This is a genomic window from Nonomuraea phyllanthi, from assembly GCF_006334985.2.
Taxonomy (GTDB): Bacteria; Actinomycetota; Actinomycetes; order Streptosporangiales; family Streptosporangiaceae; genus Nonomuraea; species Nonomuraea phyllanthi.
This window is the reverse complement of sequence record NZ_VDLX02000003.1, coordinates 343,201-367,487: the sequence shown is the minus strand read 5'-3', so window position 1 is coordinate 367,487 and position 24,287 is coordinate 343,201. Positions and strand designations below refer to the sequence as shown.

The 24,287-nt window shown below is 72.9% G+C and carries 14 protein-coding genes; 5 read left to right on the top strand and 9 right to left on the bottom strand.

The annotated features are described in order from the left end of the window. Positions 1–10: 10 nt before the first annotated feature. Positions 11–1,219, bottom strand: a complete 1,209-nt coding sequence (locus FH608_RS10570; RefSeq protein ID WP_139630238.1) for an acyltransferase family protein — start codon at positions 1,217–1,219, stop codon at positions 11–13. A 108-nt stretch (positions 1,220–1,327) separates the two neighbouring features. Between FH608_RS10570 and FH608_RS10565 the strand changes: the two genes are divergently transcribed. The 4 genes from FH608_RS10565 (at position 1,328) to FH608_RS10550 (ending at position 4,550) form a co-directional block, all read left to right on the top strand. Then, positions 1,328–2,203, top strand: coding sequence for a sulfotransferase family protein (locus tag FH608_RS10565; RefSeq protein WP_139630237.1), 876 nt, complete (start codon positions 1,328–1,330; stop codon positions 2,201–2,203). Continuing rightward, positions 2,200–3,372: a glycosyltransferase family 4 protein gene (locus FH608_RS10560; RefSeq protein WP_139630236.1), complete on the top strand. Its 1,173-nt coding sequence runs from the start codon at positions 2,200–2,202 to the stop codon at positions 3,370–3,372. The genes FH608_RS10565 and FH608_RS10560 overlap by 4 nt, the downstream gene beginning before the upstream one ends. A 24-nt stretch (positions 3,373–3,396) precedes the next feature. Continuing rightward, positions 3,397–3,774, top strand: a complete 378-nt coding sequence (locus tag FH608_RS10555) for a BlaI/MecI/CopY family transcriptional regulator (protein ID WP_139630235.1) — start codon at positions 3,397–3,399, stop codon at positions 3,772–3,774. Between the two features lie 164 nt (positions 3,775–3,938). Beyond that, positions 3,939–4,550, top strand: coding sequence for a YHS domain-containing protein (locus FH608_RS10550; RefSeq protein ID WP_139630234.1), 612 nt, complete (start codon positions 3,939–3,941; stop codon positions 4,548–4,550). 46 nt (positions 4,551–4,596) lie between these two features. Here the strand turns inward: FH608_RS10550 and FH608_RS10545 are convergent, their stop codons facing one another. The 3 genes from FH608_RS10545 to FH608_RS10535 form a co-directional block, all read right to left on the bottom strand. Then, positions 4,597–14,202 (bottom strand): non-ribosomal peptide synthetase/type I polyketide synthase, encoded by a 9,606-nt coding sequence (locus tag FH608_RS10545; protein ID WP_139630233.1) that lies wholly within the window; start codon positions 14,200–14,202, stop codon positions 4,597–4,599. Next, a complete protein-coding gene (locus tag FH608_RS10540; protein ID WP_193318341.1) occupies positions 14,199–18,878 on the bottom strand; it encodes a non-ribosomal peptide synthetase in 4,680 nt (1,559 codons plus the stop codon). The genes FH608_RS10545 and FH608_RS10540 overlap by 4 nt, the downstream gene beginning before the upstream one ends. Positions 18,879–19,077: 199 nt before the next feature. Next, a complete protein-coding gene (locus FH608_RS10535; protein WP_139630231.1) occupies positions 19,078–19,632 on the bottom strand; it encodes a carboxymuconolactone decarboxylase family protein in 555 nt (184 codons plus the stop codon). A 234-nt stretch (positions 19,633–19,866) separates the two neighbouring features. Between FH608_RS10535 and FH608_RS10530 the strand changes: the two genes are divergently transcribed. Next, positions 19,867–20,157, top strand: coding sequence for an antibiotic biosynthesis monooxygenase (locus FH608_RS10530; RefSeq protein WP_139630230.1), 291 nt, complete (start codon positions 19,867–19,869; stop codon positions 20,155–20,157). A gap of 51 nt (positions 20,158–20,208) precedes the next feature. On the opposite strand, the gene FH608_RS10525 is transcribed toward FH608_RS10530, so the two are convergent. From FH608_RS10525 to FH608_RS10510, 5 genes are read right to left on the bottom strand one after another with little or no spacing between them, the layout of a single operon-like run. Beyond that, positions 20,209–21,066, bottom strand: coding sequence for an aminoglycoside phosphotransferase family protein (locus FH608_RS10525; protein WP_226899258.1), 858 nt, complete (start codon positions 21,064–21,066; stop codon positions 20,209–20,211). Between the two features lie 50 nt (positions 21,067–21,116). After that, complete coding sequence (locus tag FH608_RS51380; protein ID WP_193318340.1) at positions 21,117–21,284, bottom strand: hypothetical protein; 168 nt, start codon at positions 21,282–21,284, stop codon at positions 21,117–21,119. Next, positions 21,281–22,420 carry a flavin-containing monooxygenase gene (locus FH608_RS10520; protein WP_139630229.1) on the bottom strand — a complete coding sequence of 380 codons (1,140 nt, stop codon included), beginning with the start codon at positions 22,418–22,420 and terminating at the stop codon, positions 21,281–21,283. The genes FH608_RS51380 and FH608_RS10520 overlap by 4 nt, the downstream gene beginning before the upstream one ends. An 8-nt stretch (positions 22,421–22,428) precedes the next feature. Continuing rightward, a complete protein-coding gene (locus FH608_RS10515; protein ID WP_139630228.1) occupies positions 22,429–23,085 on the bottom strand; it encodes a hypothetical protein in 657 nt (218 codons plus the stop codon). A 19-nt stretch (positions 23,086–23,104) separates the two neighbouring features. Beyond that, positions 23,105–24,136 (bottom strand): saccharopine dehydrogenase NADP-binding domain-containing protein, encoded by a 1,032-nt coding sequence (locus FH608_RS10510; protein WP_226899256.1) that lies wholly within the window; start codon positions 24,134–24,136, stop codon positions 23,105–23,107. Between the last annotated feature and the right edge of the window lie 151 nt (positions 24,137–24,287).

Here is a 24,287-nt window from a genome sequence, read left to right as displayed (position 1 = left end):
CCGGTCGGGGTCACGCGCGTGCCACCTCGGCAGGCCCGCCGGGGTGGCGGAGGGCCAGGCGGCGGCCGGCGCGCTGCAGCGGCCGCTCCAGGAACCGGTGGCTCAGCCAGCTGGCCGGCACCAGCACGCCGAGGAAGGCCGCGCTGACGCCGATCTGCAGGAGCAGCGGCGACCAGCGCATCTCCCCCGCCAGCCGCATGACGACGAGCAGGATAGGCAGGTGCACGAGGTACAGCGAGTAGCTGATGGCGCCGAGCCAGACGAGGAAGGCGGGCACGCGGCGGGCACGCCAGGCCATGGCGCCCGCGAACGTGGCGCCCGCCAGGAGGATGGTGAGGGTCCACACGTCCGGCCGCACCCACCACCAGCCGGCGTTGATCGCCCACAGCGGGGTCGAGGCCACCAGCGCCGCGGCGACGGCCACCGGCCACAGCGGGCCCTCGCCGCGCTCCCACCGGCGGATGGCCGTGCCGGCGAACATGACCGCGAGGATGCCCGCGGCGAACCACGGCACGCGGCTGCTCATCACGACCAGCACCAGCGCCATGAGCCCCAGGAGGCAGGCCGCGGCCGTGCGCCCGTATCCCGCGATCACGCACGTCAGGCCGGCGGCGAACGCGCCGAACGACACCCAGGACAGCCAGCCGCCCGACCACGCCGGCCCGGACAGGACGAACGCCACGACGGCGCAGACCACCGCGAAGCCGACGGGGAGCAGGCCGCGCCGGTCGCGCACGCCGACGACGAACAGCGCGGCGGCCAGCAGGTAGAAGATCATCTCATACGAGAGCGTCCACATGGTGTTCAGCACCCCGGCCGAGCCGACGGCGTCCATCAGCATCGTGGCGTGCGCGGCCACCGCGGAGCCGTCCCTGGGCACCTCCTGGCGGACCGGGATCCACCACGACAGGGCCAGGACGAGCCCGATCATCGTGAGGTAGAGCGGGTAGAGGCGGAAGATGCGGCCGATCCAGAAGGCCCGCACGTCGCCGTGCCGCTCCAGCGAGGTCGGGATGATGTACCCGCTGACCAGGAAGAACACCAGCACGCCGTAGATGCCGAGGTTGAACGAGGTGGGCCGCAGCCACGGCATGGCCCAGGTCGACAGGTGCTCGCCCACGACCGCGAGGGCGCCGATGCCGCGCAGGGCGTCCAGCCAGGCGAGTCTGGAAGGCGCCGTCCGTACGACTTGGGGGCATTCGGGGGGGACGGGCGACATATGTCCCAACCTATCGGAGCCAGGATCCGGGACGGCCTGGAGTGACGACATCGTGGCCCTGTGTGGTTCACAGTGAACTTGCAGAAAAACCCGGTAACCTCCCCCACCATGATGTGGCAGCGCAGGCTCAGCACGGCGCTGGCCAGGTATGCGGGATTCCGAATCGAACGAGTAGGGAAAGGGGGGCAACCGCAGCCGTCGAAGCAACCGCAGCCGAAGAAGGCTCCGGAAGCCCCGTTCCGGCCGCCGGCCGACCCTCACCTCGACCGCCTGCTGACGGCCCCGGTGTTCGTGCTCTCCCCGGTCAGGTCCGGCTCCACGCTGTTGCGGTCCGTCCTGAACGCCCACCCGGATCTGCACGCCCCCCACGAGCTGCACGTACGCCGCCTGAGGGTGGAGTTCGGCACGGGGCTGGCGCAGAAGGCGATGGAGGCGCTCGGGCACGACCGCTCGGACCTCGAGCACCTGCTGTGGGACAGGGTGCTCCACCGCGAACTGGTCCGCAGCGGCAAGAAGTACATCGTGGACAAGACGCCGGCCAACGCGTTCGCCTACGACCGGATCGCGGCGTGCTGGCCCGACGCGCGGTTCGTGTTCCTGCTGCGCCATCCGGCCTCGATCGCGACCTCGTGGCACGAGGCCAGCCCCGACAAGCGCACGCCGGACGAGGCCGCGGCCGACGCGCTGCGCTACATGAAGGCGGTGGAGCGCGCCAGGAAGGCGCTGAACGGCCTGACCGTCCGCTACGAGGACCTGACCGCCGAGCCGGAGCGGATCTGCCGCCAGATCTGCGAGTTCCTGGGCCTGGAGTGGGCGCCCCAGATGCTCTCCTACGGCACGCCTGACGTGGTGACCAAGGGGCTCGGCGACTGGAAGGACAAGATCCGCTCGGGCAGCGTGCAGCAGGGCCGCGACCTGCCCTCACCTGAAGAGATCCCCGAAGTGCTGAGAGACATGTGCCGGACCTGGGAGTACCTGCCGTGAAGATCCGTTACATGCTGCTGCACGCCTACGGCATGGGCGGCACCATCCGCACGGTGGTCAACCAGGCCAACGCGATGGCCGAGGCCGGCCACGACGTCGAGATCGTCAGCACGGTACGCCGCCGCACCAAGCCCCAGTTCGACATCGACAAGCGGGTGCGGGTGTCGGCACTGGTGGACCAGCGTGACGGCGTCGCGTCCGACTCGCTGGCCCGCAAGGTGTGGCGGCGGGCACGCGGCAAGATCGTGCCGTACGGCGAGTTCGCCGCCGAGTACTTCACCGAACGGGTGGAGGGCGCCGTGATGGACTACGTGTCCTCCCTCAGCGACGGCATCCTCGTCACCACCCGCCCCGCCCTCAACCTGATCTCCGCCCGCCGCGGCGGCAAGGGCGTGATCAGGGTGGCGCAGGAGCACATGAACCTGGCCGCCTACCACCCGGCCGTGCGCGAGCAGATCGCCCGCCACTACGGCGTCTTCGACGCGATCGCGGTGCTCACCGAGACCAGCAGGAACGAGTACCACGCCCTGCTGCACGACCCGCCCATCGTGCGCATCCCCAACGCCGTGCACATGGGGCACCGCGAGCACTCCGACCAGTCGAACCCCGTGGTGATCGCCGCGGGCCGGCTCGTGCCCCAGAAGGGGTACGACATGCTCCTCGACGCCTTCGCCAAGGTGTCGGACCGCTTCCCCGAGTGGCGGCTGCGGATCTTCGGCACGGGGCCGTCCAAGGACCGGCTGCAGCAGCGGCTCGAAAGCCACGACCTGGGCGACCGGATGCGGCTGATGGGCCGCAGCGACCGGATCCACGAGGAGCTCGCCCAGTCCTCGATCTACGCGCTCAGCTCGCGGATCGAGGGCCTGCCGATGGCCATGATCGAGGCGATGGGGCACGCGCTGGCGCTGGCCGCCTTCGACTGCCCGACGGGCCCCGCGGACCTGCTGACGCCCGGCAAGGACGGCCTGCTGGTGCCCCCGCGCGACGTCGACGCGCTGGCCGAGGCGCTGGCGCGGCTGATGGGCGACAGGGAGCTCCGGCTGCGCCTGGGCGCCGCCGCGGCCGAGACCGCCCACAACTACACGCCCGAGGTGGTCATGCCGATGTGGGAGGACCTGTTCGCCTCCCTGACGGCCGGCAGGCCCGTCGACTCCCGAGCCCGCCGCTGAGAGGCCGCCGGTAGCATCGAGCGCATGACGCCGCGCGGCCTTGGAGAGCTCGAATCCACCATCATGGACCGCATGTGGGCCAGGCGCCGGCCCGCGTCCGTGCGTGACGTGCTGGAGGAGCTCGTCCAGGAACGCACCATCGCCTACACGACGGTGATGACCGTGATGGACAAGCTGCACGCCAAGGGCCTGCTCAAGCGCGAGCCCGTCGGCCGCGCCTACATCTACGAGCCCGTCTCCTCCAAGGAGTCCTACACGGCCGACCGCATGCGCGCCATGCTGGCCTCCAGCGACAACCAGGCCGCCACGCTGGTGCACTTCCTCGAACGGCTCAGCCCCGAGGAGGCCGCCGCGCTGGAGACGGCGCTGCGCGTGTTCCCGCACCGCAGCGGCCGGACGTGACCGGTCGCCCCTGCGGGGCGGGGCGGCTACTCCCCACGTCGTACGCCACCCGCCCGCTACACCCGGCGCCGTAGCCGGGAAAGCCGTCCCCGGGCCGACGACCGCGCGGCGCCCGATGAGCGATTATCTCCGGAAGGTCACCCTCCCGGAAAGGACGGATCACGATGCTCTTCATCGAGCTGCTGGTGCCGAAGGGCGTCTTCGACGAGCGGGAGCGCCGCGAGCTCGCCGGTCGGCTGGCGGCGCGGCGCCTGCTCTCGGCCGGGGACGGCGCGACGCCCGCGGCGGACCCCGGCGTGATCGAGCTGTTCGAGTCGCTCAGCCACGTCGTGGTGCGCGAGGAGGAGGTCTGGAGCGCGGGCGGGACGCTGCTCGACCCGTCACAGGGCCCCTGGTACGTGGCGAACGTGACCGTCGGGATGTGGGGCAAGGAGATGAGCGAGCACCTCATCTCCCGCGTCACCGCGGAGCTGGCCGAGGCGGAGGACAACCCGGAGCCCCGGGCCGTGGTGAACGTGATCAGCCTCGCCGAGGGCGGTTACGGCCTGCGCGGGCACGCCCAGCGCTCGGCCGACGTCCTGCGGCTGATCGAGGAGGCCAAGACCGGTTCGGCGGCGCCGGCCCCCGAGGGCATGGTCGTCGACCCGGTCTGCGGCGCGACCATACCGCTGGAGGAGGCCGTCCTGCTGGAGCGTGACGGGCGGACCTACGGCTTCTGCTGCCCCCACTGCCGCGGCCACTTCGTCAAGCAGCTCGACGCCGCGCAGGCGTCCTGACACCCCTGTCCCGGTACGGCGCCGCCGTACCGGGACAGGGGGTGGATCAGGAGACGAGCTGCTTGTCGGCGAGCTGCTGGATCTCGTCCTTGTCGGTGATGATCACCGCGTCGGGCAGCGCGTCGGGCAGGTCGTCCTCCAGGTAGCGGACCGGCCGGTAACGGAAGGCCACCAGGCCGATCAGCACGGTCACCGCGCCCGCGACGAGCGTGAGCAGGGCGATCCCCCTGCCCTGCGCGGCCCCCGCGATGGGGTCGAAGACGTGCTCGACCAGCGGCCCCGCCAGCAGGAAGCCGATCGGGACCATGGCCCAGCTGAGCATCAGGTTGGTGGCGATGACCCGCCCCTGGAGGTCGAGCCCCACCTTCTGCTGCACGATCGAGAACCAGTGCGCGTTCAGCAGCGCGGTGAACAGACCGACGCAGAACAGCCCGATCGCGGGCAGCGCCGGGTGAGGCGCGAGGCCGATGATCGCGAAGGAGACGCCCAGGGCCATGAAGGAGCCGAGGATGCCGTGGGTGCGGCGGGCCAGGCCGCCGGTCACCGTCATGATCACGCTGCCCACCAGGAGGCCGACGCCGGTCATCGCGAGCGCCACGCCCAGGCCGCGCGTGTCGGTGAGGTCGAGCAGCAGCGGCGTGGCCAGCACCTCGACCATGGCGAAGGGGAAGTTCAGGAACGAGGTGAACAGGATGATCGCCAGCAGCCCGTGCCTGCGGCTGATGTAGCGCCAGCCGCCGGTCACCTCCCGCCAGAACGACTCCTCCCGCTTCTTGAAGAGCGTGTCGGGGAAGCGGACCGCCAGCGTCACGGTGGCCGCGAAGGCGAAGGTGGTCAGGTCGATGACGATGATGCCGTTCAGCCCGATGACGGCCATGAGCGCGCCGCCCAGCAGCGGCGCCAGCACGGTCCCTGCCGCCTCCCCCAGCTGGGCCAGCCCGTTGGCCCTGCCGTAATAGCGTTTGGGCACCAGCTGGGCCACGGCCGCTATGTAGGCGGGCTGGTGGAAGGCCGTCGAGACGGCCCCGACGGCGACGATGACGTACACGTGCCAGAGCTGGAGGCTGCCCGTCCAGAGCAGGGCGGCCAGCGCCGCGGAGGCGCAGCCCGCCGCCGAGTCGGCGGTGATCATGATCAGCCTGCGGTTCCAGCGGTCCGCCACGGCTCCGGCGATCGGCGCCAGCACCACGGCCGGCAGCAGCGCCATGACCGAGACGATGGCGAACATCGAGATCGACTGCGTCTGCTGGTAGACCCACAGGCCCAGGCCGAACGTCGTCAGCCCGGTGCCGATCAGCGACACCAGCTGGCCGAAGGCCACCAGGAAGAACGTCGCCAGGCTGCTCTGCTGGTAGCGGGGCGGCAGCGGCGCGGCGGGCCGGTCGTCCTCGGCGAGGATCTCGGCCAGCTCGGGCGCCTGGTGCTTCTGGAAGTAGTGCCCGGCCTTGGGGATGACCTCCAGAGACACCGCGTCGGAGAAGGGCTCCCACTCGCGGAAGCGCTCCTCGTACAGCTCGGTGGCGCGGTCGTTCTCGCCGACCACGCACACCAGCGGCGCTGACAGCTTCTTGATGGGCGCCTGGTAGAGGTCGGTGTAGTAGTCCTCGCCCTCCTGCGTGTCGTGGAGGAAGACGCCCATGATGAAGTCTCGCTCGCGAGGGGCCAGGTCCTCGGTGAAGAAGCCCATGGCCCGCAGGAACTCCAGCGCCTGCCGCTTGGAGGTCCATCGCTCCATCGGGAAGATCCGGCGGAACCAGGCGAAGGTCTTGCCCGGCAGGCGGGGCGCGGGGAAGTGCCCGCCGATGACCACCTTCTCCAGGTGGACGCCCTCCTCCTCCAGCCTGCGGGCCAGCTGGACGGTGAGCGCGCCGCCCATGCAGTGGCCGTAGAGCGCGAGGGGCCCGTCGACCTTCTCCTTGATCTCCTTGACGCAGCCCTCGACGAGCTCGTGGAAGGGCAGCACGGGCTCGCCGGGGTTGCCGGTGTCGTGGCCCGGCGGCTGCAGCGCGAGCATGGTGATGTGCTCGGGCAGGGCCGTCGCCAGCGACTGGTACGTGATCGCGCCGCCGCCCGCGAAGGGCACGCAGACCAGGGTCAGGGAGGCCGCGGACCGCGGCGGGGTCAGCTCGTGCAGCAGCCCGGCGTCCCGCGGCGCGTCGAGGTCCCGTGACGGGTCTCCGAGTGCGGCGAACGCGCGGATCGTGGGGTTCTTGAACAGGTCCAGCACGGTGGCCTGGATCCCCGAGTCCCTCACCGCGCGCACGGCCTTGAACGAGTCGCCGCCCAGCCCGAAGAAGTCGTCGTCGATCCCGATCCCCTGGACGCCCAGGATCGCCGACCAGAGCTCGACCAGCCCGGCCTCGGCCGGCGTCCGCGGTGGCGCGCCCGCGGCGCGCACCTCGCTCACCGGCTCGGGCAGCGCCTTGCGGTCCACCTTGCCGTTCGGGGTGAGCGGCAGCGCGTCCAGCGCCGTGAACGACGAGGGGATCATGTAGTCGGGCAGCTTGCTGCGCAGGTACTCGCGCCAGTCGTGCCCCGAGTCCCCGTCGGTGACCCCGTCGGTGACCAGGTAGGCGGCGATGCTCTTGTCCGCGTCCGAGCCGCGCACCACCGCGGCCGCCTCGCGGACGGCGGGATGGGCCAGCAGGAGCGTCTCGATCTCGCCCAGCTCGATCCGGTAGCCGCGCACCTTCACCTGACCGTCGGCCCGGCCGAGGAACTCGATCGTGCCATCGGCGCGGCGGCAGGCCAGGTCGCCGGTGCGGTACAGCCTGCTGCCGTCCCGCCAGGTGACGAAGCGCTCCGCCGTCAGCTCGGGCTGGTGGAGGTAGTCGCGGGCCAGACCCTTGCCGCCGATGTAGAGCTCGCCGACCACGCCGGTGGGGACCAGCTGCATCGCGGGGTCGAGCAGGAGGATCCGGGTGTTGGCGATCGGGTGGCCGATCGTGATCGGCCCGTCGCCGACCCGGGCGAGGGTGGACCAGATCGTGGTCTCGGTCGGCCCGTACATGTTCCACAGCTCGGCCACCCGGCCGCGCAGGTCGGTGGCCAGGTCGGCGGGGAGCGCCTCGCCGCCGCAGAGCGCCTTCAGCCCCGGCGCGCCCTGCCAGCCCGCCGACAGCAGCAGCCGCCAGGTCGCCGGGGTGGCCTGCATGACGGTCGCGCCGTCCAGCAGGGCGGCCAGCCGTACCGGGTCGTAGGCGGCCTCGCGGCTCGCGATCAGCACGTGGCCGCCGACCGTCAGCGGCAGGAACAGCTCCAGCACCGAGATGTCGAACGCGAACGTGGTGACGGCCAGCAGGGTGTCCTCGCCGGTCAGGCCGGGCTCGCGGCTCATCGAGGCGAGGAAGTTGACCACCGAGGAGTGCTGGACGCGCACGCCCTTGGGGCGCCCGGTCGAGCCGGAGGTGTACAGGACGTAGCAGGGGTTCTCCTGGGTGACCCGCACGTCCGGGCGTCCCGGGCTGTCGTGCCCGTCGCCCGCCTTCGGCAGCACCTCCTCGTCGGCGAGGACGATCTCCCCCTGGTAGCCGGTGTAGCGCCCGGCCAGCTCGCGCTCGGTGACCAGGACGCGGATGCCGGAGTGGTCCAGGATGTAGTCCTGGCGGTCTTGCGGGTACATCGGGTCGAGCGGCACGTACGCGCCGCCCGCCTTCAGCACGCCGAGCAGGGCGGCCAGCATCGTGGCCGACCGCTCCATCGCGACGCCCACCAGCGTCTCCGGCCCGACCCCCGCCTCGCGCAGCCGCCGGGCGACCCTGCCGGCCTGCTCGTCCAGCTCCCGGTACGTCAGCGAGACGCCCTCGTAGGTGACGGCCACCGCGTCGGGCGTCCGGTCGACCTGGGCTTCCACCAGCTCGTGGACGCAGAGATCGGGCACCTCGACGTCCTGGCCGTCCAGGTGCTCCGCCAGCTCCTCGCCGGTGAGGAAGACCAGGTCCGACAGCGTGGTCTCGGGTGCCGCGACGATCGCGGACAGCAGGGTCTCGTAGTGCCGCAGCAGCCGCCCGGCCGTCCCCGCGTCGTAGAGCGCGGTGTTGTACTCCAGCCGGCACTCCAGCTCGTCGCCCTGCTCGTACACGTAGAGCACCAGGTCGACCTGGGCGGTGCCGGCCTCCACGGACAGCTCCTCCACCTCCAGCCCGGCCAGGCCCAGGTCGCTCTTGGGCAGGTTGAGCAGGTTGAACAGCACCTGGAAGAGCGGGTTGCGCGACAGGTCCCTGGGCGGGTCGAGCTCCTCCACGAGCCGCTCGAACGGCACGTCCTGGTGGGCGTACGCGCCGAGCGCGTACTCGCGCACCCGGGCCAGCAGCTCCGTGTACGGCAGGCCGCCGTCCATCGTGGCCCGCATGACCAGGGTGTTGATGAAGCACCCCGCGATGCCCTCCAGCTCGGGGCGGGTGCGCCCGGCCACGGGCGAGCCGACGCAGACGTCCTCCTGGCCGCTGTAGCGGTACAGCAGCGTGTGGAGCGCGGCCAGCAGGGTCATGTAGAGCGTGGCGCCGCGTTCCTGGCTCAGGGCCCGCAGGCCCCCGGCCAGCTCCGCCGGGATGACGTGCGTGGCGACCGCGCCCTCGAAGGTCTGCATCGGCGGGCGCGGCCGGTCGGTGGGCAGGTCGAGGCCGTGCGGGATCCCGCGCAGCCGCTCGGTCCAGAAGTCCAGGTCGACGGCCTGCTCGCGCTGCCAGCGCGCGTAGTCGCGGTACCTCACCTTCGGCTCGGGGAGCACCTCGCCGTTGTACAGGGCGGCGAGCTCGCTCCTCAGCAGGGTGATCGACCAGCCGTCCACGACGATGTGGTGGAAGGCGAGCGACAGGACGTGGTGGTCGGGGGCGAGCCGCAGCAGCCGGGCCCGGAACAGCGGCCCGTGCTCCAGGTCGAACGGCTCGGTGGCGGCCGCGCTCAGCGCCCGCTCGGCGTCGTCGCAGTCCTCGACCGGCAGCGGCACCTCCCCCGGGGGCAGCACCAGCTGCACCGGCTCGCCGTCGGGGGCGCGGAAGACGGTCCGCAGCGACTCGTGCCGCCGCACCAGCTCCCGCACGGCGCCGTGCAGGCGCTCCTCGTCCACCTCGCCCCGCAGGTCGAGGGCGGTGGCCACGGCGTAGGCGGCCGAGCCGTGCACCTGGTCGATGAACCACATGCGGCGCTGGATGAACGAGACCGGCGCGGGACCGGGGTCGTCGACGACCGGGATCACCTCGCGCGCGCCCGCCACGGGGACGCCCACCGGGGCGGCGGGCACGGCTTCGGCCCGAGCTTCGGACGAGGCTTCCGGGGAGGCTTCCTGGGTGGCTCCGGCCGACGTGAGGAGGGCGCGCTGGCCGCCCAGCGTGGGGTGGTCGAAGATCGCCTCGATGGGCAGGCCGAGGCGGGAGGCGAGCTGGGTGGCCACGAGGGAGTCGCCGCCCAGCTCGAAGAAGTCGTCCCCCGCGCCGGCCGGCGCGATGCCGAGCACGTCCTGCCAGGCGGCGGCCACGGCGTCGAGCGCCTGGCCCGCCTCCGCCTCCGCTTCCGCCACGGGCAGGGCCGCCGCCCGCGCGGGCGCCCCTGCCGCGAGCTCGAAGCGCCGGGCGCGCGGCTCCACCCAGTAGCGGCGCCGCTCGAACGGGTACGTGGGCAGCGGCACCCGCCGGCCCGCCGGCCCGAACGCCGCCCAGTCGACCTCGGCGCCGGCCGCCCAGAGCCGCCCGATGCCCTCCAGCAGGGCGGACTGCCCGGCGTCCGGCCGGACCAGCGGGGCGGCCGTCGCCTGGCCCCCCTGGCGGCGCACCAGGGTGGTCAGCGTGCGGCCGGGACCGGCCTCGACCACGGCGGCGCCGGCCGCCACCAGGGCACCGGCGCAGTCGGAGAACCGCACGGTCTCGCGCAGGTGGCGCACCCAGTAGGCGGGGTCCTTGGTCTCTGCGCCGGTCGCCCAGCCGCCCGTGACGTTGGACAGGTACGGCAGGTCGGGCGTGCCCAGCCGTACGGAGCCGAGCTCGGCGGCGAAGGCGTCGAGCACCGGGTCCAGCATGGCGGAGTGGAAGGCGTGGGAGGTGCGCAGCGCGCGGCAGGCGACGCCCTGCCGCTCCAGCCGCCGCTCCACCTCCGCGACGGCCTCCTCGGGGCCGGCCAGCACGCACAGCTCGGGGGTGTTGACCGCCGCCAGCGAGAGGTCCGCGCCGAGCAGCCCGGCCACCTCCGCTTCGGGCAGCGGCACGGCCAGCATCGAACCGGGCGGCAGGCCCTGCACGAGGCGGCCCCGCGCGGCGACCAGGCGCAGGGCGTCCTCCAGGGTGAAGACCCCGGCCAGGCAGGCGGCGACGTACTCGCCGATGCTGTGCCCGGCCATCATCGCCGGCCGGACGCCCCGCTCGATGAGGGTACGGGCGAAGGCGTACTCGGTGACGAAGAGCGCGGGCTGGGTGAGCCAGGTCTGGTCGAGGTCGCCGGCCTCGCCGTACAGGGCCTGGCGCAGGTCGAGCCCGAGGTGCGGCCGCAGGATCTCGGAGCAGGTGTCGACGGCGGCGCGGAAGGCGCTCTCCGTGGCGTACAGGCTCGCGCCCATCCCCCGGCGCTGCGCGCCCTGGCCGGGGAAGAGGAAGGCGATCTCGCGCGGCTGCGCCTCGCCCGTGATGAGCTCGGCGTCCAGCGCCGACGTGCGGTCCCCGGCGACCAGGACGCCGCGGTGCCGCAGCTGGCGGCGGCCGTGCCGCAGGGTGGCGGCGACGTCGCCCAGGTCCGCGTCCGGGTGCTCGCGCAGGTGGGCGCGGAGCCGGGTGTCCATCCCGGCCAGCGCCGAGCCGGTGGCGGCCGACAGGACGAGCAGCTGCGGGCCGGTCGCCGGCGGGGCGGCGGGGCGCGCGGGGGCCTCCTCCAGCACGACGTGGGCGTTGGTGCCGCCCATGCCGAAGGCGCTGACGCCCGCCCTGCGCGGCGCTTCGCCCTGGGGCCAGTCCGCTCCGGCGGTGGGCACGTAGAAGGGGCGGAAGTCGACGCGCGGGTTGGGCGTCGCGAAGTTGACGGTGGGCGGCAGCGTGCGGTGCTTGAGCGCCATCACGGTCTTGATCAGCCCGGCCATCCCGGCGGCGGCGTCGGCGTGGCCGATGTTGGACTTGACCGAGCCCAGCGCGACCGGCCTGTCGGCGGGGAAGACCTGGGAGAGCGCCGCGACCTCGATGGGGTCGCCGAGCGCGGTGCCCGTGCCGTGCGCCTCGACGTACCCGATCGTGCCGGGGTCGACGCCGGCCGAGGCGAGCGCCGCGGTGATGACCTCGGCCTGGCCGTCCACGGCGGGCGCGGTGTAGCCGACCTTCCTGGTGCCGTCGTTGTTGACCGCGGAGCCGCGCACGACGGCGTGGATGGTGTCGCCCGCGGCGAGGGCGTCCTCCAGCCGCTTGAGCACGACGACGCCCACGCCGCTGGCGCCGATCGTGCCCTGGGCCGCGGCGTCGAAGGGTCGGCAGTGGCCGTCCGGCGACCCGATCCCGCCGCTCTGGTACACATAGCCGCGGCGGGTCCAGGCGTTGACCCGCACCGCCCCGGCCAGCGCGAGGTCGCAGTCGCCCGCGATCAGGCTCTGCCTGGCCAGGTGGAGCGCGACCAGCGAGGTGGAGCAGGCGGTGTTGACGCTGACGCTCGGCCCGCGCAGGTCCAGCTTGTACGACGTGCGCGTGGGCAGGGAGTCCTTGTCGTTGCCGAGCATGACCTGGTAGTCGCCCACCGCCCTGAGCACGTCGGGCGCGGCCAGCAGGTTCTCGATGTAGTAGCTGCTCATCGCCGAGCCGGCGAAGACGCCGATCTGCCCCGGATGGCGGGCGGGGTCGCAGCCGGAGTCCTCCAGCGCCGCCCAGGCGGTCTCCAGGAAGAGCCGCTGCTGCGGGTCGAGGATCTCGGCCTCGCGCGGGGTGAACTCGAACAGCGTGGCGTCGAACAGGTCGATGCCGTCCAGCACCGTCCCCGACCTGACGTAGGCGGGGTCGGCCAGCCGGTCGGGGTCCTCGCCGTCGGCCAGCAGCTCCTCGTCGGTGAAGTCCTGCACGGCTTCGACCCCGTCGCGGATCGCCGCCCAGAACTCCTCGGGCCCCGTGGCGCCCGGGAAGCGGCAGGCCATGCCGACGATGGCGAGCGCCCCACTCGCGGGCGCGGTGGCCGTGACCGTCTCGGGCGCGGGCGCGCCAGGGCTCAGGTAGGCGGTCAGCGAGGCGATCGTCGGATACCTGAACAGGTCGGTGACCGTCAGGTCGAACCGCTCGCGCAGCCGCTCGTGCACCTGCAGGACCAGCAGCGAGTGGCCGCCCACCTCGAAGAAGTTGTCGTCGGGGCCGAAGGCGGCGCCGCCCAGCGCCTCGCGCCAGGCCCGGGTGACGATCCGGGTGATCTCGCGGCGCGGCAGCTCCCGGGGGGCCTCGTCCCCGCCCATCGCGGCGGCGAGCACCTGCTGGAGCTCGCCCACCAGGGCGCGGACCGTCGCCTCGCGGAACAGGTCCGTGTTGTACTCGACGAGCCCGTCCAGGGTCTCGCGGACGCCCACGGTCAGGTCGAACTTGGCGGTGTGCTCGGGGATCTCGACGGGCGTGACGGTCAGGCCGTCCAGCTCCAGCGCCGCCGTGGCCTCGGGCAGCATGTTGAACATCGTCTGGAAGACCGGGCTGCGGTCCAGGCGGCGCTCGGGGTTGAGCTCCTCGACCAGCCGCTCGAACGGCATCCCCTGGTGGTCGTACGCGTCGAGCACCGCCTCCTTGACCCGCTCGACCACCTCGGCGAACGGCGGCTCGCCCGACAGGTCGGCGCGGATGGCCAGGGTGTTGGTGAAGAACCCGATCAGTCCCTCGGACTCGACCCTGTCCCGGTTGGCGATGGGCGTGCCCACCACCAGGTCCCGCTGACCGGAGCGCCGGGAGAGCACCACCAGGTAGGCCGCGAACAGCACCATGTACGGCGTGGCGCCGAGGCTCCGGCAGTACGCAGCGAACTCCTCGCGCGGCAGGTCCAGGGAGAAGGGCAGCTCGGCGCCCGCGTACGTCTGGACGGCCGGCCTGGGCAGGTCCGCCGGCAGCTCGGTTACGGGCGGCGCGCCCGCCAGCGTCTCGCGCCAGTAGCCGAGCTCCCGGCCGAAGTCCTGCTCCCGCTGCCAGATCGCGTGGTCGGGGTACTGCTGGGCGAGCGGCGGCAGCTCCTCGCCGTTGTAGAGGGCGCTCAGCTCCCGGCGCAGCACGTCCAGGGACCAGGCGTCGGCGACGATGTGGTGGAGCGTGAGGTGCAGGACGTGCCGCTCCGGGCCCTCGCGCAGCAGGTGCGCGCGGATGAGCGGGCCGGCGGTCAGGTCCATCGGCGTGGTGTCCGCGGTGTCCGCCAGGTCGATCGCGAGCGAGTCGGCCACGATCTGGTAGGGGCCGTCCGCGTCCATGGCGAACGTGGTGCGCAGGCTCTCATGCCTGGCCACCAGGGCGTTCAGCGCGCGGTGCAGGGCCTCGCGGTCGAGCGGGCCCTCGATGCGGAAGGCGAGCGGGATCAGGTAGTGGGCGGCGCCCGGCGCCATCCGGTCGAGGTACCACGCGCGCAGCTGGGTGAAGGACATCGGCAGCCGCTCGGGCCGCGTCCGCGCGGCCTGCTGCTGCTTCTTCTTCCGTAACGCGTCCAGGAGCTGGCGCTGCTGGGCTGACAGGCTCATTGTTCACCTTCCATCGACCGCAGCAGGGCCTCGGCCTCTTCGTCCGAATACGCGGCGACCATGAGATAGAGCTCGGCGGCCGCCTCCACGTCCGGCGACGTGAGCTGCGCGGCGAGTTCGGCGACGGTCGGGTGGGCGAAGATCGTCCGGATCGGCACCCGTACGTCGAGCGCCTCGCGCAACCGGGAGGCGATCTGGGTGGCGTTGAGCGAGTGGCCGCCCAGCTCGAAGAGGTTGTCGTGCCGCCCGACCTGCCCGCCCAGCACCTCTTGCCAGATGGCGGCGACGGCCTGCTCCACCGGGGTGGCGGGCGCGGCGACCGTCCGCGCGCTCTGGCCGGGCTCCGGCAGGGCGTGCCGGTCCACCTTGCCCGACGGGTTCACCGGCAGGGAGGCCAGGGCGACGAACGTGCTCGGCACCATGTACTCGGGCAGGCGTTCGGCGAGGTAGGGCCGTAGCTCGGGGGTGCCGTCGGCGGCCACGTACGCCACCAGCGCGCCCTCCCTGGCCATGACGAACGCCTCGCGCACGGCGGGGTGCCCGGCCAGCACCGCGGCGATCTCGCCGGGCTCCACCCGGTAGCCGCGGATCTTGACCTGGTCGTCGGCGCGGCCCAGGAACTCGATCTCCCCCGCCTCGTCGCGGCGGGCCAGGTCGCCGGTCCGGTAGAGCCTGCGCCCGTCACGCCAGGTGATGAAGCGCTCCTGTGTCAGCTCGGGCTGGCCGTGGTAGCCCCGGGCGAGGCAGGCGCCGCCGAGGTGCAGCTCGCCGGGGACGCCGTCGGGCGTCTCGTGGCCCAGGCGGTTGAGGATGAGCGCCTGGACGCCGGTGACCGGCCTGCCGATGGGCGGCAGCCGCGGCCAGTCCTCCGGGGGGCCGGTGAGCGTGTGGGCGATGTCGATGATCGCGCCCTCGGTGGGTCCGTACTGGTTGTGCAGCGTCATCCACGGCCGGACAAACCGTTCGAGCTGCGGGGTGACCTGGAGCTGCTCCCCGGCGGTGATCACCTCGCGGAGCGTGGCGGGCGGCTCGACCCCGGCGCCGGCCAGCGTCTGCAGCGCCACGAACGGCAGGAAGATGCGCTCCACCCGGTTCCTGGCGATGTGGTCGAGCAGGGCGGCGGGGTCGCGCCGCACGTCGTCGCCGACCATGACCAGCGTCCCGCCGTACGCCCAGGTGCTGAAGATCTCCTGCACCGAGACGTCGAAGCCGAGGGCGGTGAACTGCAGGCTGCGGTACGCGCCCTCGTGCCAGGCCATGAGGTTGGCGACCGGGCGGTGCGGCATCGCCACGCCCTTCGGCTGGCCGGTCGAGCCCGAGGTGAACAGGATGTAGGCCAGGTTGTCCGGCGTGACGCCGCTGTCCTGGCGGTGGTCCGGCAGGCCGTCGAGGTCGGTGTCGACGTGGACGGGCCGCGCGTGCGGCAGGCTGCCCGCGAGCGCCTGGTGCGTCACGAGGACCGGGGTGTCGACGCGGCCGAGCACCTGGGTGAGGCGGCCTTCGGGATAGGAGGGGTCGAGCGGGACGTAGGCGCCGCCCGACTTCAGGATGCCGAGCAGCGCGACGGGCAGGTCGAGCGAGCGCCGCACGTGCAGGGCGACCGGCACCTCGGGCCCTACTCCGAGCCCGCGCAGCAGGTGGGCCAGCCGATTGGCCCGCCGGTCGAGCTCGGCGTAGGTGAGGGCGGCGCCGTCGAACTCGACGGCGACCGCGTCGGGCGTCCTGTCGGCCTGCTCCTCGAAGAGCCGGTGCAGGCACTGGTCGGGGCCGCGGCCAGCGGGCTCGTGCTCGCGGGCGAGCAGCGCGGAGACCGGCGCGGACGGGTCGGCCGCCACCTGTTCCAGGACGCGTACGTAGTGCCGCAGCAGGCGCTCGGCGGTGGGGCGCTCGAACAGGTCGGTGGCGAACTCCAGGCTCATCTCCTGGCCTTCGGCGTAGAGCACGAGGTCGGCCTTGGCCCCGCCGTTCTCCACCTCTTCCAGCATCCGGAAGCCCACCCCGCCGCCGCGCCTGGCGTCCGGCGGGTCCTGCATCGCGAACATCACGTCGAAGGGCGACCGGCCGTCGGGGCAGAGCTCCCGGACGATCTCCTCCAGCGGCACGTCCCCGGGCGTGGCCAGCACCGCCGCCCGCACCTGCGACAGCAGGCGCTCGAACGTCGGGTCGCCCGCCAGGCCGGTCCTGATGGGCAGCGTCTCCACGAAGAAGCCGATCATGGAGTCGGCGCCGGGCGCCTCCCTGCCGGAGAACGGCACGCCCGTCACGATGTCGTCCTGGCCGCTGTAGCGGTGCAGCAGCGCCTGGAAGGCCGCGAACAGCACCATGAACGGGCTCGCCTGGGCGCGCCTGCCCAGCGACTCCAGCTCGGCGAGCAGCCCGTCCGGCAGCGTGGCCCTGACCCGGGCGCCGCGCCGCGTCGGCTCCTTCGACCCCGGGCCGTCGGCCGGCAGCGCCAGCCGCTCGGGCGGCGACTCCAGGACCTTCCTCCAGTACGGCAGGCCGTCGAGCCCCTGCCTGCGCCGGTACGGCCCGGCCGGCTCGGGCAGGCTCTCCCCCGCGTAGAGCCGCGCCAGCTCGTCCAGGAGGACCCCGGCCGACCAGCCGTCGAAGGCGATGTGGTGGACGGTCACCAGCAGCCGGTGCCGGTCGTCGGCGAGCCGGAGCAGCAGGGCCCGCAGCAGCGGGCCGTTCCGCAGGTCGAAACGGTCGCGGGCGGCGTGCTTGGCCAGCGCCTCCGCGCCGCGCGGGGTGGCGTCCATGACCTTCATCGCGATCCGCGTCTCCGGATCGACCACGGGCACCGGCTCGCCGTCGAGCTCCTCGTAGCGGGTGCGCAGGGTCGGGTGCCGGCGCACGATCTCGTTGATCGCGTCCTCCAGGCGCCCGGTGTCGAGGGGGCCGTCCAGGGCGTACAGGATGGGCACGTTGTACTGCGCGCCCGGCGCCACCTGGTCGATGAACCAGAGCCGGCGCTGCGCCGGCGTGATCCCGCTCCCGGCCGGGGCCTCCGCCGCCGCCTCGGGCAGGTCGTCGATCGCGCGGGCGAGCGCGGCGAGCGCGGGGTGCTCGAAGAGCATCCGGGGCTCGACCGGCTTGCCCAGCCTCTCGCAGGCACGGGCGGCGACGCGCATCGCGAGCAGCGACTGGCCGCCCAGCGCCAGGAAGTCGTCGTCGGCGCCGACCGGGCCGGCGTCGAGGACGTCCTGCCAGAGGCCGGCGAGCAGTTCCTCGGTCGGGGTGGCGGGCGGCGTGATCGGGCGGGACTCGCGGACCGGGTCGGGCAGCGCGGCGCGATCCACCTTGCCATTGGCGGTCAGCGGGAGCTCGTCCAGGAAGACCCAGGCGGTCGGGATCATGTAGTCGGGCAGGAACCTGCGCAGGTGGGTGCGCAGCTCCTGATCGGTCGCCGTGCCCACGACGTAGGCGACCAGGTCGTGGCCGCGGACGGCGGTGGTGGCGGCCCTGACCCGCTGGTGGCGGCCGAGCACGGTCTCGATCTCGCCGAGCTCCACCCGGTTGCCGCGGATCTTGACCTGGTCGTCGAGCCGTCCCAGGAACTCGACGGCCCCGTCGGATCGCCGCCTGGCCAGGTCGCCGGTGCGGTAGAGGAGGTTGCCGTCGCCGTCGCGGACGAAGCGCTCGGCCGTGAGCTCGGGCTGGTCGAGGTAGCCCAGGCCGACGCACACGCCGCCGAGGTGGATCTCGCCCTCCTCGACCGGCCGCATCTCCTCGTCCAGGAGGTGGACGGTGACGCCGGGCAGGGGCTCGCCGAGCGCGGGCGGGCGGCTCTGGCCGTCGTGGACCGGCACCTCGCCGGCGATGGCGTTGACGGCGCATTCGGCCGGGCCGTAGAGGTTGATCAGCCGGAAGGGCAGCCCGGGCCTCGGATAGGTGGTGAGCCGGTCGCCGCCGGTGCTCAGCGTCACGAGATTGGCACGTTCCGGCCATGAGAGGCCGAGCAGCCCCTCGGCGATGGGCGTGGGCGCGTAGCAGGTGGTCAGCTCCTGCTCCACGATCCAGTCGCGCAGGGCGGGCAGCGAGAGCCTGGTCCGCTCGTCGGGGATGACCATGGTCGTACCCGCGGTCAGGTACATCCAGATCTCCCAGACCGACGGGTCGAAGTTGGGGCTGGTGAGCAGCGGCGCACGGCCGCCCCGCCCGAAGGTCTCGTGGGACCAGCTGATCAGGTTGGCCAGCGCGCGGTGCGGGACGAGCACGCCCTTGGGGGTCCCCGTCGAGCCGGAGGTGTGGATGACGTAGGCGAGGTCGCCGGGCTCGATCGACGGCGGGGCGACGTGGCCGTCCGCCTCCGAGGCCGTGTCGATCACGGGGACGCCGTCGGGGACCAGGGACCTCCACTCGGGGGCCGTGACCACGGCCGCGGCGCCCGCCAGCATGGCCCGGATCCGGTCGGCGGGCGTGGCCGGGTCGATCGGCGCGAAGGCGAGGCCCGCCTTCATCGCGCCGAGCTGGCCCGCGACCAGCCGGATCGAGCGGCCCGCGAGCACGGCCGCCCACCGCTGCCCGGCCTGCCTGAACGGACGTAACTGCGCGGCGACGCCATTGGCGAGACGGTCTAACTCCTGATAGGTGAGATGCTCCTGACCGGCTGAAACGGCGACCCTGTCAGGGGTCTCCCGCAGCTGATCCTCGTAACGCCGCAGAACAGATGCCAAGGGTGCCGCATCTGACGTCATTGTCCACGCCTGCCGATTGTTGAGTTTTATGGGCCCTTTTGGGCGCGCCGCGGATCAGGATGACCTTGTCGTGTGACCTGTGTCAACCCAAGCACGATCTTGGTCACGGAGAGGAGATCGCACTTCAGCAGGGCGTCGCCACACGGGCACCACGGCCCTCAAGGACCGGCGATCGGGCTCAGGCGGTGGCCTGGGAGCGCAGGGGCACGAGCGGGAGTTCGAGGTCCACTTCCAGGGCCTCGCTGGCGTAGTTGGCGAAGACGTTGTGGGCGACGTTGGCGATGACCTCGACGATCTCTTCGTCCGTCAGGCCGGCCTCACGGGCCGAGACGAACTGAGCGTCATCCACCGGACCGCGGCCGGTGGTGACGGCCACCGCCAGGCGCAGCGCGGCGTCCGCCCTGGGGTCGGCGCTCCGGCCGCGGCGGGCGGCGAGGATCTCCTCCTCGGGCAGCCTCAGGAACTGGCGGCAGACGTACACGTGCGTCGACAGGCAGTACGTGCACCCGTTGAGCTCGGACACGGCCAGCGCGATGCGCTCCCGCAGCGCCGCCGGCAGCACGCCGTCCTTCAGCGCGCCGTAGAGCCCGAGGAAGCCCTTGAGAGCGGCGGGGCTGTTGGCCAGCGCCCTGGTCGTATTGGGGGTGGCGCCCATCGTGTGCCGGGTGGCGGCGAGCTGCTCGGCGGCGGCACCGGTGGCGGTCGCCGGGTCGATGAGGGGAACGCGGGCCATCGTGGCTCCTTGCACTCGAACGGTCCGGCGCGAACCGCTTCCGTTCCGCGCCGCTTGACTAGTGTTGGACTCTAGCCAAATGATGGCTGTAGTGTCCATCTGGTAAGAGGTCAAGTGATGCACGAACCAACAGGTAAGGGGCTGGCTATCTGGCTCTCCCCGCCCCGCTTGGCCGACAGCTCGACATAACTACAACTAGAGTCATCCACTATTGAGAGAGAAGAGGTTTCCGCCATGCCGGTCATCAGAGTCACCCGATTCCAGGCCGATCCCGCCGACGCCGAGCAGGTTCAGGTCCGGCACGCCGCGCTGGTCTCCGCGATCAGATCCGCGCACGCCGGGCTCGCCGAGGCGCGCCTCGGCCGGATCGACGACGAGACGTGGGTCGGCTTCTGGCGCTGGGATTCCGCCGCCGATCTGCAGGCCGCTCGCCAGGCGGCGCCCGGCACACCCGCGGCGGCCGCGGCGTTCTCGATGGCCCGCGACGTCACCGCGGAGGACATCGAGGTGGTCGACGAGCTCTGACCGCCCGGCCCCGGGCCCGGGGTCCGGGGCCGGGCTTCCCCCGTGCCCGGCTCAGGCGGGCGGCCCGTCCGCGAGGATGCGTCCCAGGGTGCGCCGGCCCATCGCGCTCATCGCGGGGTTGCTGTCGAGGTAGTACCAGACCAGTCCCATCGCCTGCTGGAAGGCCCAGGCCTTGCCCCGCTCCCATTCGAGGTCCTCGCAGCCGAGATCCTCGCGGAGCACCCGCCGCGGCCCGGCCTCGAGCAGATGCCAGGCACCGACCAGATCGAGCGCGGGATCGGCGGGCCCGAAGCCGCCGACGTCGAGGATCCCGGCCAGGCGCTCGCCCGACACCAGCACGTTGCCGGGAATGAGGTCGCCGTGGGTCATCACGTCGCCGGCGGTGCGCGGAAGCGTACGCATGCGTGCCCACATGCCGCGAAGCAGGGGGACGTCCAGAAGCCGTTCGCTGTGCAGGAAACAGGTCTCCATCCACGCGTCGTGGGATCGCAGCTCTCCGCCACGCCCGGTCCGGCCGGTGCCCGCGAAGGTGCGGCCTCGGGTGTCGATCGCGCGCAGGTCGCTGATGAGAGCGGCCAGGTCGTGCGCGAACGCGGCGGATCCGCCGGGATCCCGGTCGGTGGCGACGACGCCGGGCAGCCAGGTCTGCACCGACCACGGCAGCGGGTAGCCCGCGCCGGGGTCGCCCAGCGCGACCGGCTCGGGAGTGCGGAAACGTGTGCGCCCCACCAGCCCCTGGGCTGCCTCCGCCTCGGCCTTCAGCAGGCTCCGCATCGCCTCGACGTCGCCGGGCTGCAGCGGGAAGCGGGCCGCGAGGCCGTCGCCGATGCGGAAGATGGCGTTGACCGTCCCCTGGCCGGGGACGCCCCGGACGGGCAGGCCGTGCCACTCGGGAAACTGCTCACCCACCAACGCGCGCACGGTATCAGGGGACACTGTCAGCTGGTCGGCATGCATTTTCACACCGGGAGCCTCCCGTGTCCCGATCCGCGACGGCAAGTCGTTTCCTCGCGCGGGGCCGCCGCCGACGCCTCCGGCCGCTGCTCGGTGGTCACGCCGCCGACACCCTCCGGCCGCTGCTCGGTGGTCACGCCGCCGACACCCTCCAGCCGCTGCTCGGTGGTCACGCCGCCGGCGCCCGCCGGCGTGCCCGTGCGACGGCGCGGGCCACGCGGGCGGCCTCGGCGGGATGGCGGCGTAACGTGCCCTCGATCGCGCTGTGATAGCCGACGAACCACAGGCCGGGAGCCGCGGCGGATCCCGGGCCGCCGTGCGGCCGTCCCCCGGCGTCGAGCACACCGAGGTGGCCGACCAGCGGCTCCAGGCCGGAGCGGTATCCCGTGGCGGCGAGGACGACGTCGGGGCGGAGGCGACGGCCACCACGCAGCACCACTTCCTCGCCGTCGAACCCGGCGACCGCGGCGACGATCTCCAGGCGCCCGGCCTTGAGGTGCCCGACGAAGCCCTGGTCGACGGCCACGGTGACCCCGGTGGTCCGCATCCGCTCGAACGGGCCCTGCGGCGGAAGAGGCAGCCCGTACGAGGAGAGGTCGCCGAAGGCCAGCCTGGACAGCGCGCGAGCGCCCGCGTCCCGCACGCCCTCGGGGAGGACCCGCGAAAGGGCCGCCAAGGGGTGCAGCGGCAGGCCGGCGAGCTCGCGGGGCAGGATGTTCGGCGGCGTGCGGACCGACACCCACAGGGCCTTCACCCCTGCCTCCACGAGGTGACCCGCGATCTCCACCGCCGAGTTCCCCGCACCCACCAGCAGGACGCGCCGTCCTCGGAGGTCCGCGGCCCGCCGGAGCGCGGCGACATGCATCACGGGCCCGCCGAACCGGTCCCGGCCCGGCCAGTCGGGCAGCCACGGCAGCCTGTCGTGCCCGCCCGCGACGACGACGTGGTCGCTCTCCCGCTCGCCCGCCGAGGTCGTGACCCGCCATCCGCCCGGCGCGCCGTCGACCCGCCGCACTCGTACGCCGAACCTGACGTGCAGGCGCCGGCTCCGGGCGAACCTGTCGAGGTAGGCCACGTAGTCGTCGCGGCTCACCCACCGCCCCGCGGAGCGCGGCAGGCGCAGGCCCGGCAGGCCGGACATCCAGCGGATGGTGTTCAGCCGCAGATCCTCGTGGCGGGAGCGCCAGGAGGCGGCCACTCCGTCCCCCTGCTCGAGGACGACGGCTTCGACGCCGGCCCGCTGGAGCGCGGCGGCGGTGGCCAGGCCCGCCGAGCCGGCGCCCACGACCACGACCGGCCCAGGTCTCATGCGCCGCCTCACCGGCCGCGATCACCCCGGACCGCCCGCCCGAGCAGGACGAATCCGAGCCCGTACAGGGCGGCGCCGGCGACCTCGAGTGTCTGGATGAGCGGCGAGCGGGGCCCCGCGACGAAGATGACCAGGCCTCCGGCGGTGTACACCACCGCGCCGGTGCCCAGCAGCCATCCGGCCCACCTCCGGCCGTGACGGGCGAGGAGGAAGGCCGCGAGCACGTACCCGAGCGGGAACAGGAGGAGCGCGGGCAGCACCAGGATCGCCCCGCCCGCGTCGAGATCGGCCGGCGTGTGGACGAGTTGCGGGGCGTAGCGCGCCATCACCGGATTGTGGGATCCGTCGAAGACGATGAGACCGAACCAGGCCAGCGTGCCGGCGATGGCCGCGTACAGCCCCAGCGCCTCGCGCCTCCCCAGGCCCAGGCCGCCGGAGGCGAGGACGCCGGCCAGGCTGACCACCTGGAACAGCAGGCCGATGGCCTGCACGTCATGGGTCACTCCGTAGAGCTGGCCGACCGCAGCGATGCTGTACCCGTCGCGGTCCGGATGCAGCACGGTGCCGATCAGGAACACCGGCCCGCCGATGAACGCGGTCGCCGCCGCGACCGTGCCGAGCGGACGAGCGGCGGGCCTGGTCATCTGTGAGTCGGAAAGGGTCATGGTGTCCTTGCCTCGGCAATCATGTGATCAGGAGATCTCTGGTCTCGTGGAGGTCGATGTCGTACGCGCAGAGGTCTTCGGGAAGAGAGGCCAGCGCGGGAACCTCGTCGATGTGGCGGACGCCCGGAATCAGGCATTCGGGGTCGGCGAGCAGCCCGCGGGTCACGTGGGCGGCCACCAGCGCCGTGGCACGGCTCTGCGCCTTGCCGGTCATGACGGAGGAGGCGCGTTCATCGCCCTTGCGGGCGTCGGCGCGCACCGCCCAGCCGTCACCGCCGAGGTGCGCCATGGAGAAGGCCGCGGTGACCGCCCGCTCGACGTCGGGACGCCGGGCGGCCCGGAAGGCACCCGCCCGGCGCAGCCCGAACAGCGCCGCGGTCAAGGCCCGGGAGTCCAGGCACAGCCGGGTCGTGACGCGGCGCACGCCGAGGGTCCGGCGAAGGGTGTACTGGTCGGAGAAGGGAAAGGGGTGCGCGGTGCGGAGCCCGTAGCCGGGCAGCCAGGCCCTGCGCGGACGGGCGGCCCCGGGCGATGGGGCGGCCAACCGGCTGACGGTCCAGCGGACGGCGTCGGCGCCGTGGCGCTCACCGGCGCCCAGCAGCACCGTGAGATCCACCTGATCGGCGCCGCCGACGGCGAGATGGGCGCGGCGGGCCAGCAGGTTCGTCAGCCCGGGTGCCACTCCGACGCTGAGCACGGCCGCCGCACCTGTCGCCGCGGCGGCGCTGTCGAGCGCCTCGACCTGGGCCAGCAGGTGATGTGACGCCCCGATGTCGACGAGATGGATGCCACGGGTCAGGCAGGCGCGGGCGATCCGATCGTCCAAGGGCTCCACGCAAAGGACGACCGCGCCGATCCGGTGGCGCGCCAGGACGTCGCCGAAGTCTCCGGCGTCCGTGACGTCCACTCCGACGGCCTCGTCCGAACCGATCTCGGCGGCCAGCCGCCGCGCCCGCTCCAGGTCACGACCCGCGGGGACCACCCGGCCGGGGAACCAGGTGGCCAGGGTGCGGCAGACGACCGCTCCGACGGCGCCGTATCCGCCGATCACGAGGACGCCTTGGGGCGATGGCAGTGACTGAGACACGCTCCAATAAGAGCACTAGACTGTCACTCTAGTCAATTTTAGGTCTCCACGAAGTGGTGATGCGCACGTCACTGGAGTTCTCCCCTAGGAAATCCCCGTACGTCCGCCAGAGTCG

Bases quoted from the DNA above. Each gene is read 5' to 3' on its own strand.
- FH608_RS10570 (WP_139630238.1), bottom strand. From the start codon at position 1,219: ATGTCGCCCGTCCCCCCCGAATGCCCCCAAGTCGTACGGACGGCGCCT.
- FH608_RS10565 (WP_139630237.1), top strand. From the start codon at position 1,328: ATGATGTGGCAGCGCAGGCTCAGCACGGCGCTGGCCAGGTATGCGGGA.
- FH608_RS10555 (WP_139630235.1), top strand. From the start codon at position 3,397: ATGACGCCGCGCGGCCTTGGAGAGCTCGAATCCACCATCATGGACCGC.
- FH608_RS10550 (WP_139630234.1), top strand. From the start codon at position 3,939: ATGCTCTTCATCGAGCTGCTGGTGCCGAAGGGCGTCTTCGACGAGCGG.
- FH608_RS10545 (WP_139630233.1), bottom strand. From the start codon at position 14,202: ATGAGCCTGTCAGCCCAGCAGCGCCAGCTCCTGGACGCGTTACGGAAG.
- FH608_RS10535 (WP_139630231.1), bottom strand. From the start codon at position 19,632: ATGGCCCGCGTTCCCCTCATCGACCCGGCGACCGCCACCGGTGCCGCC.
- FH608_RS10530 (WP_139630230.1), top strand. From the start codon at position 19,867: ATGCCGGTCATCAGAGTCACCCGATTCCAGGCCGATCCCGCCGACGCC.
- FH608_RS10520 (WP_139630229.1), bottom strand. From the start codon at position 22,420: ATGAGACCTGGGCCGGTCGTGGTCGTGGGCGCCGGCTCGGCGGGCCTG.
- FH608_RS10515 (WP_139630228.1), bottom strand. From the start codon at position 23,085: ATGACCCTTTCCGACTCACAGATGACCAGGCCCGCCGCTCGTCCGCTC.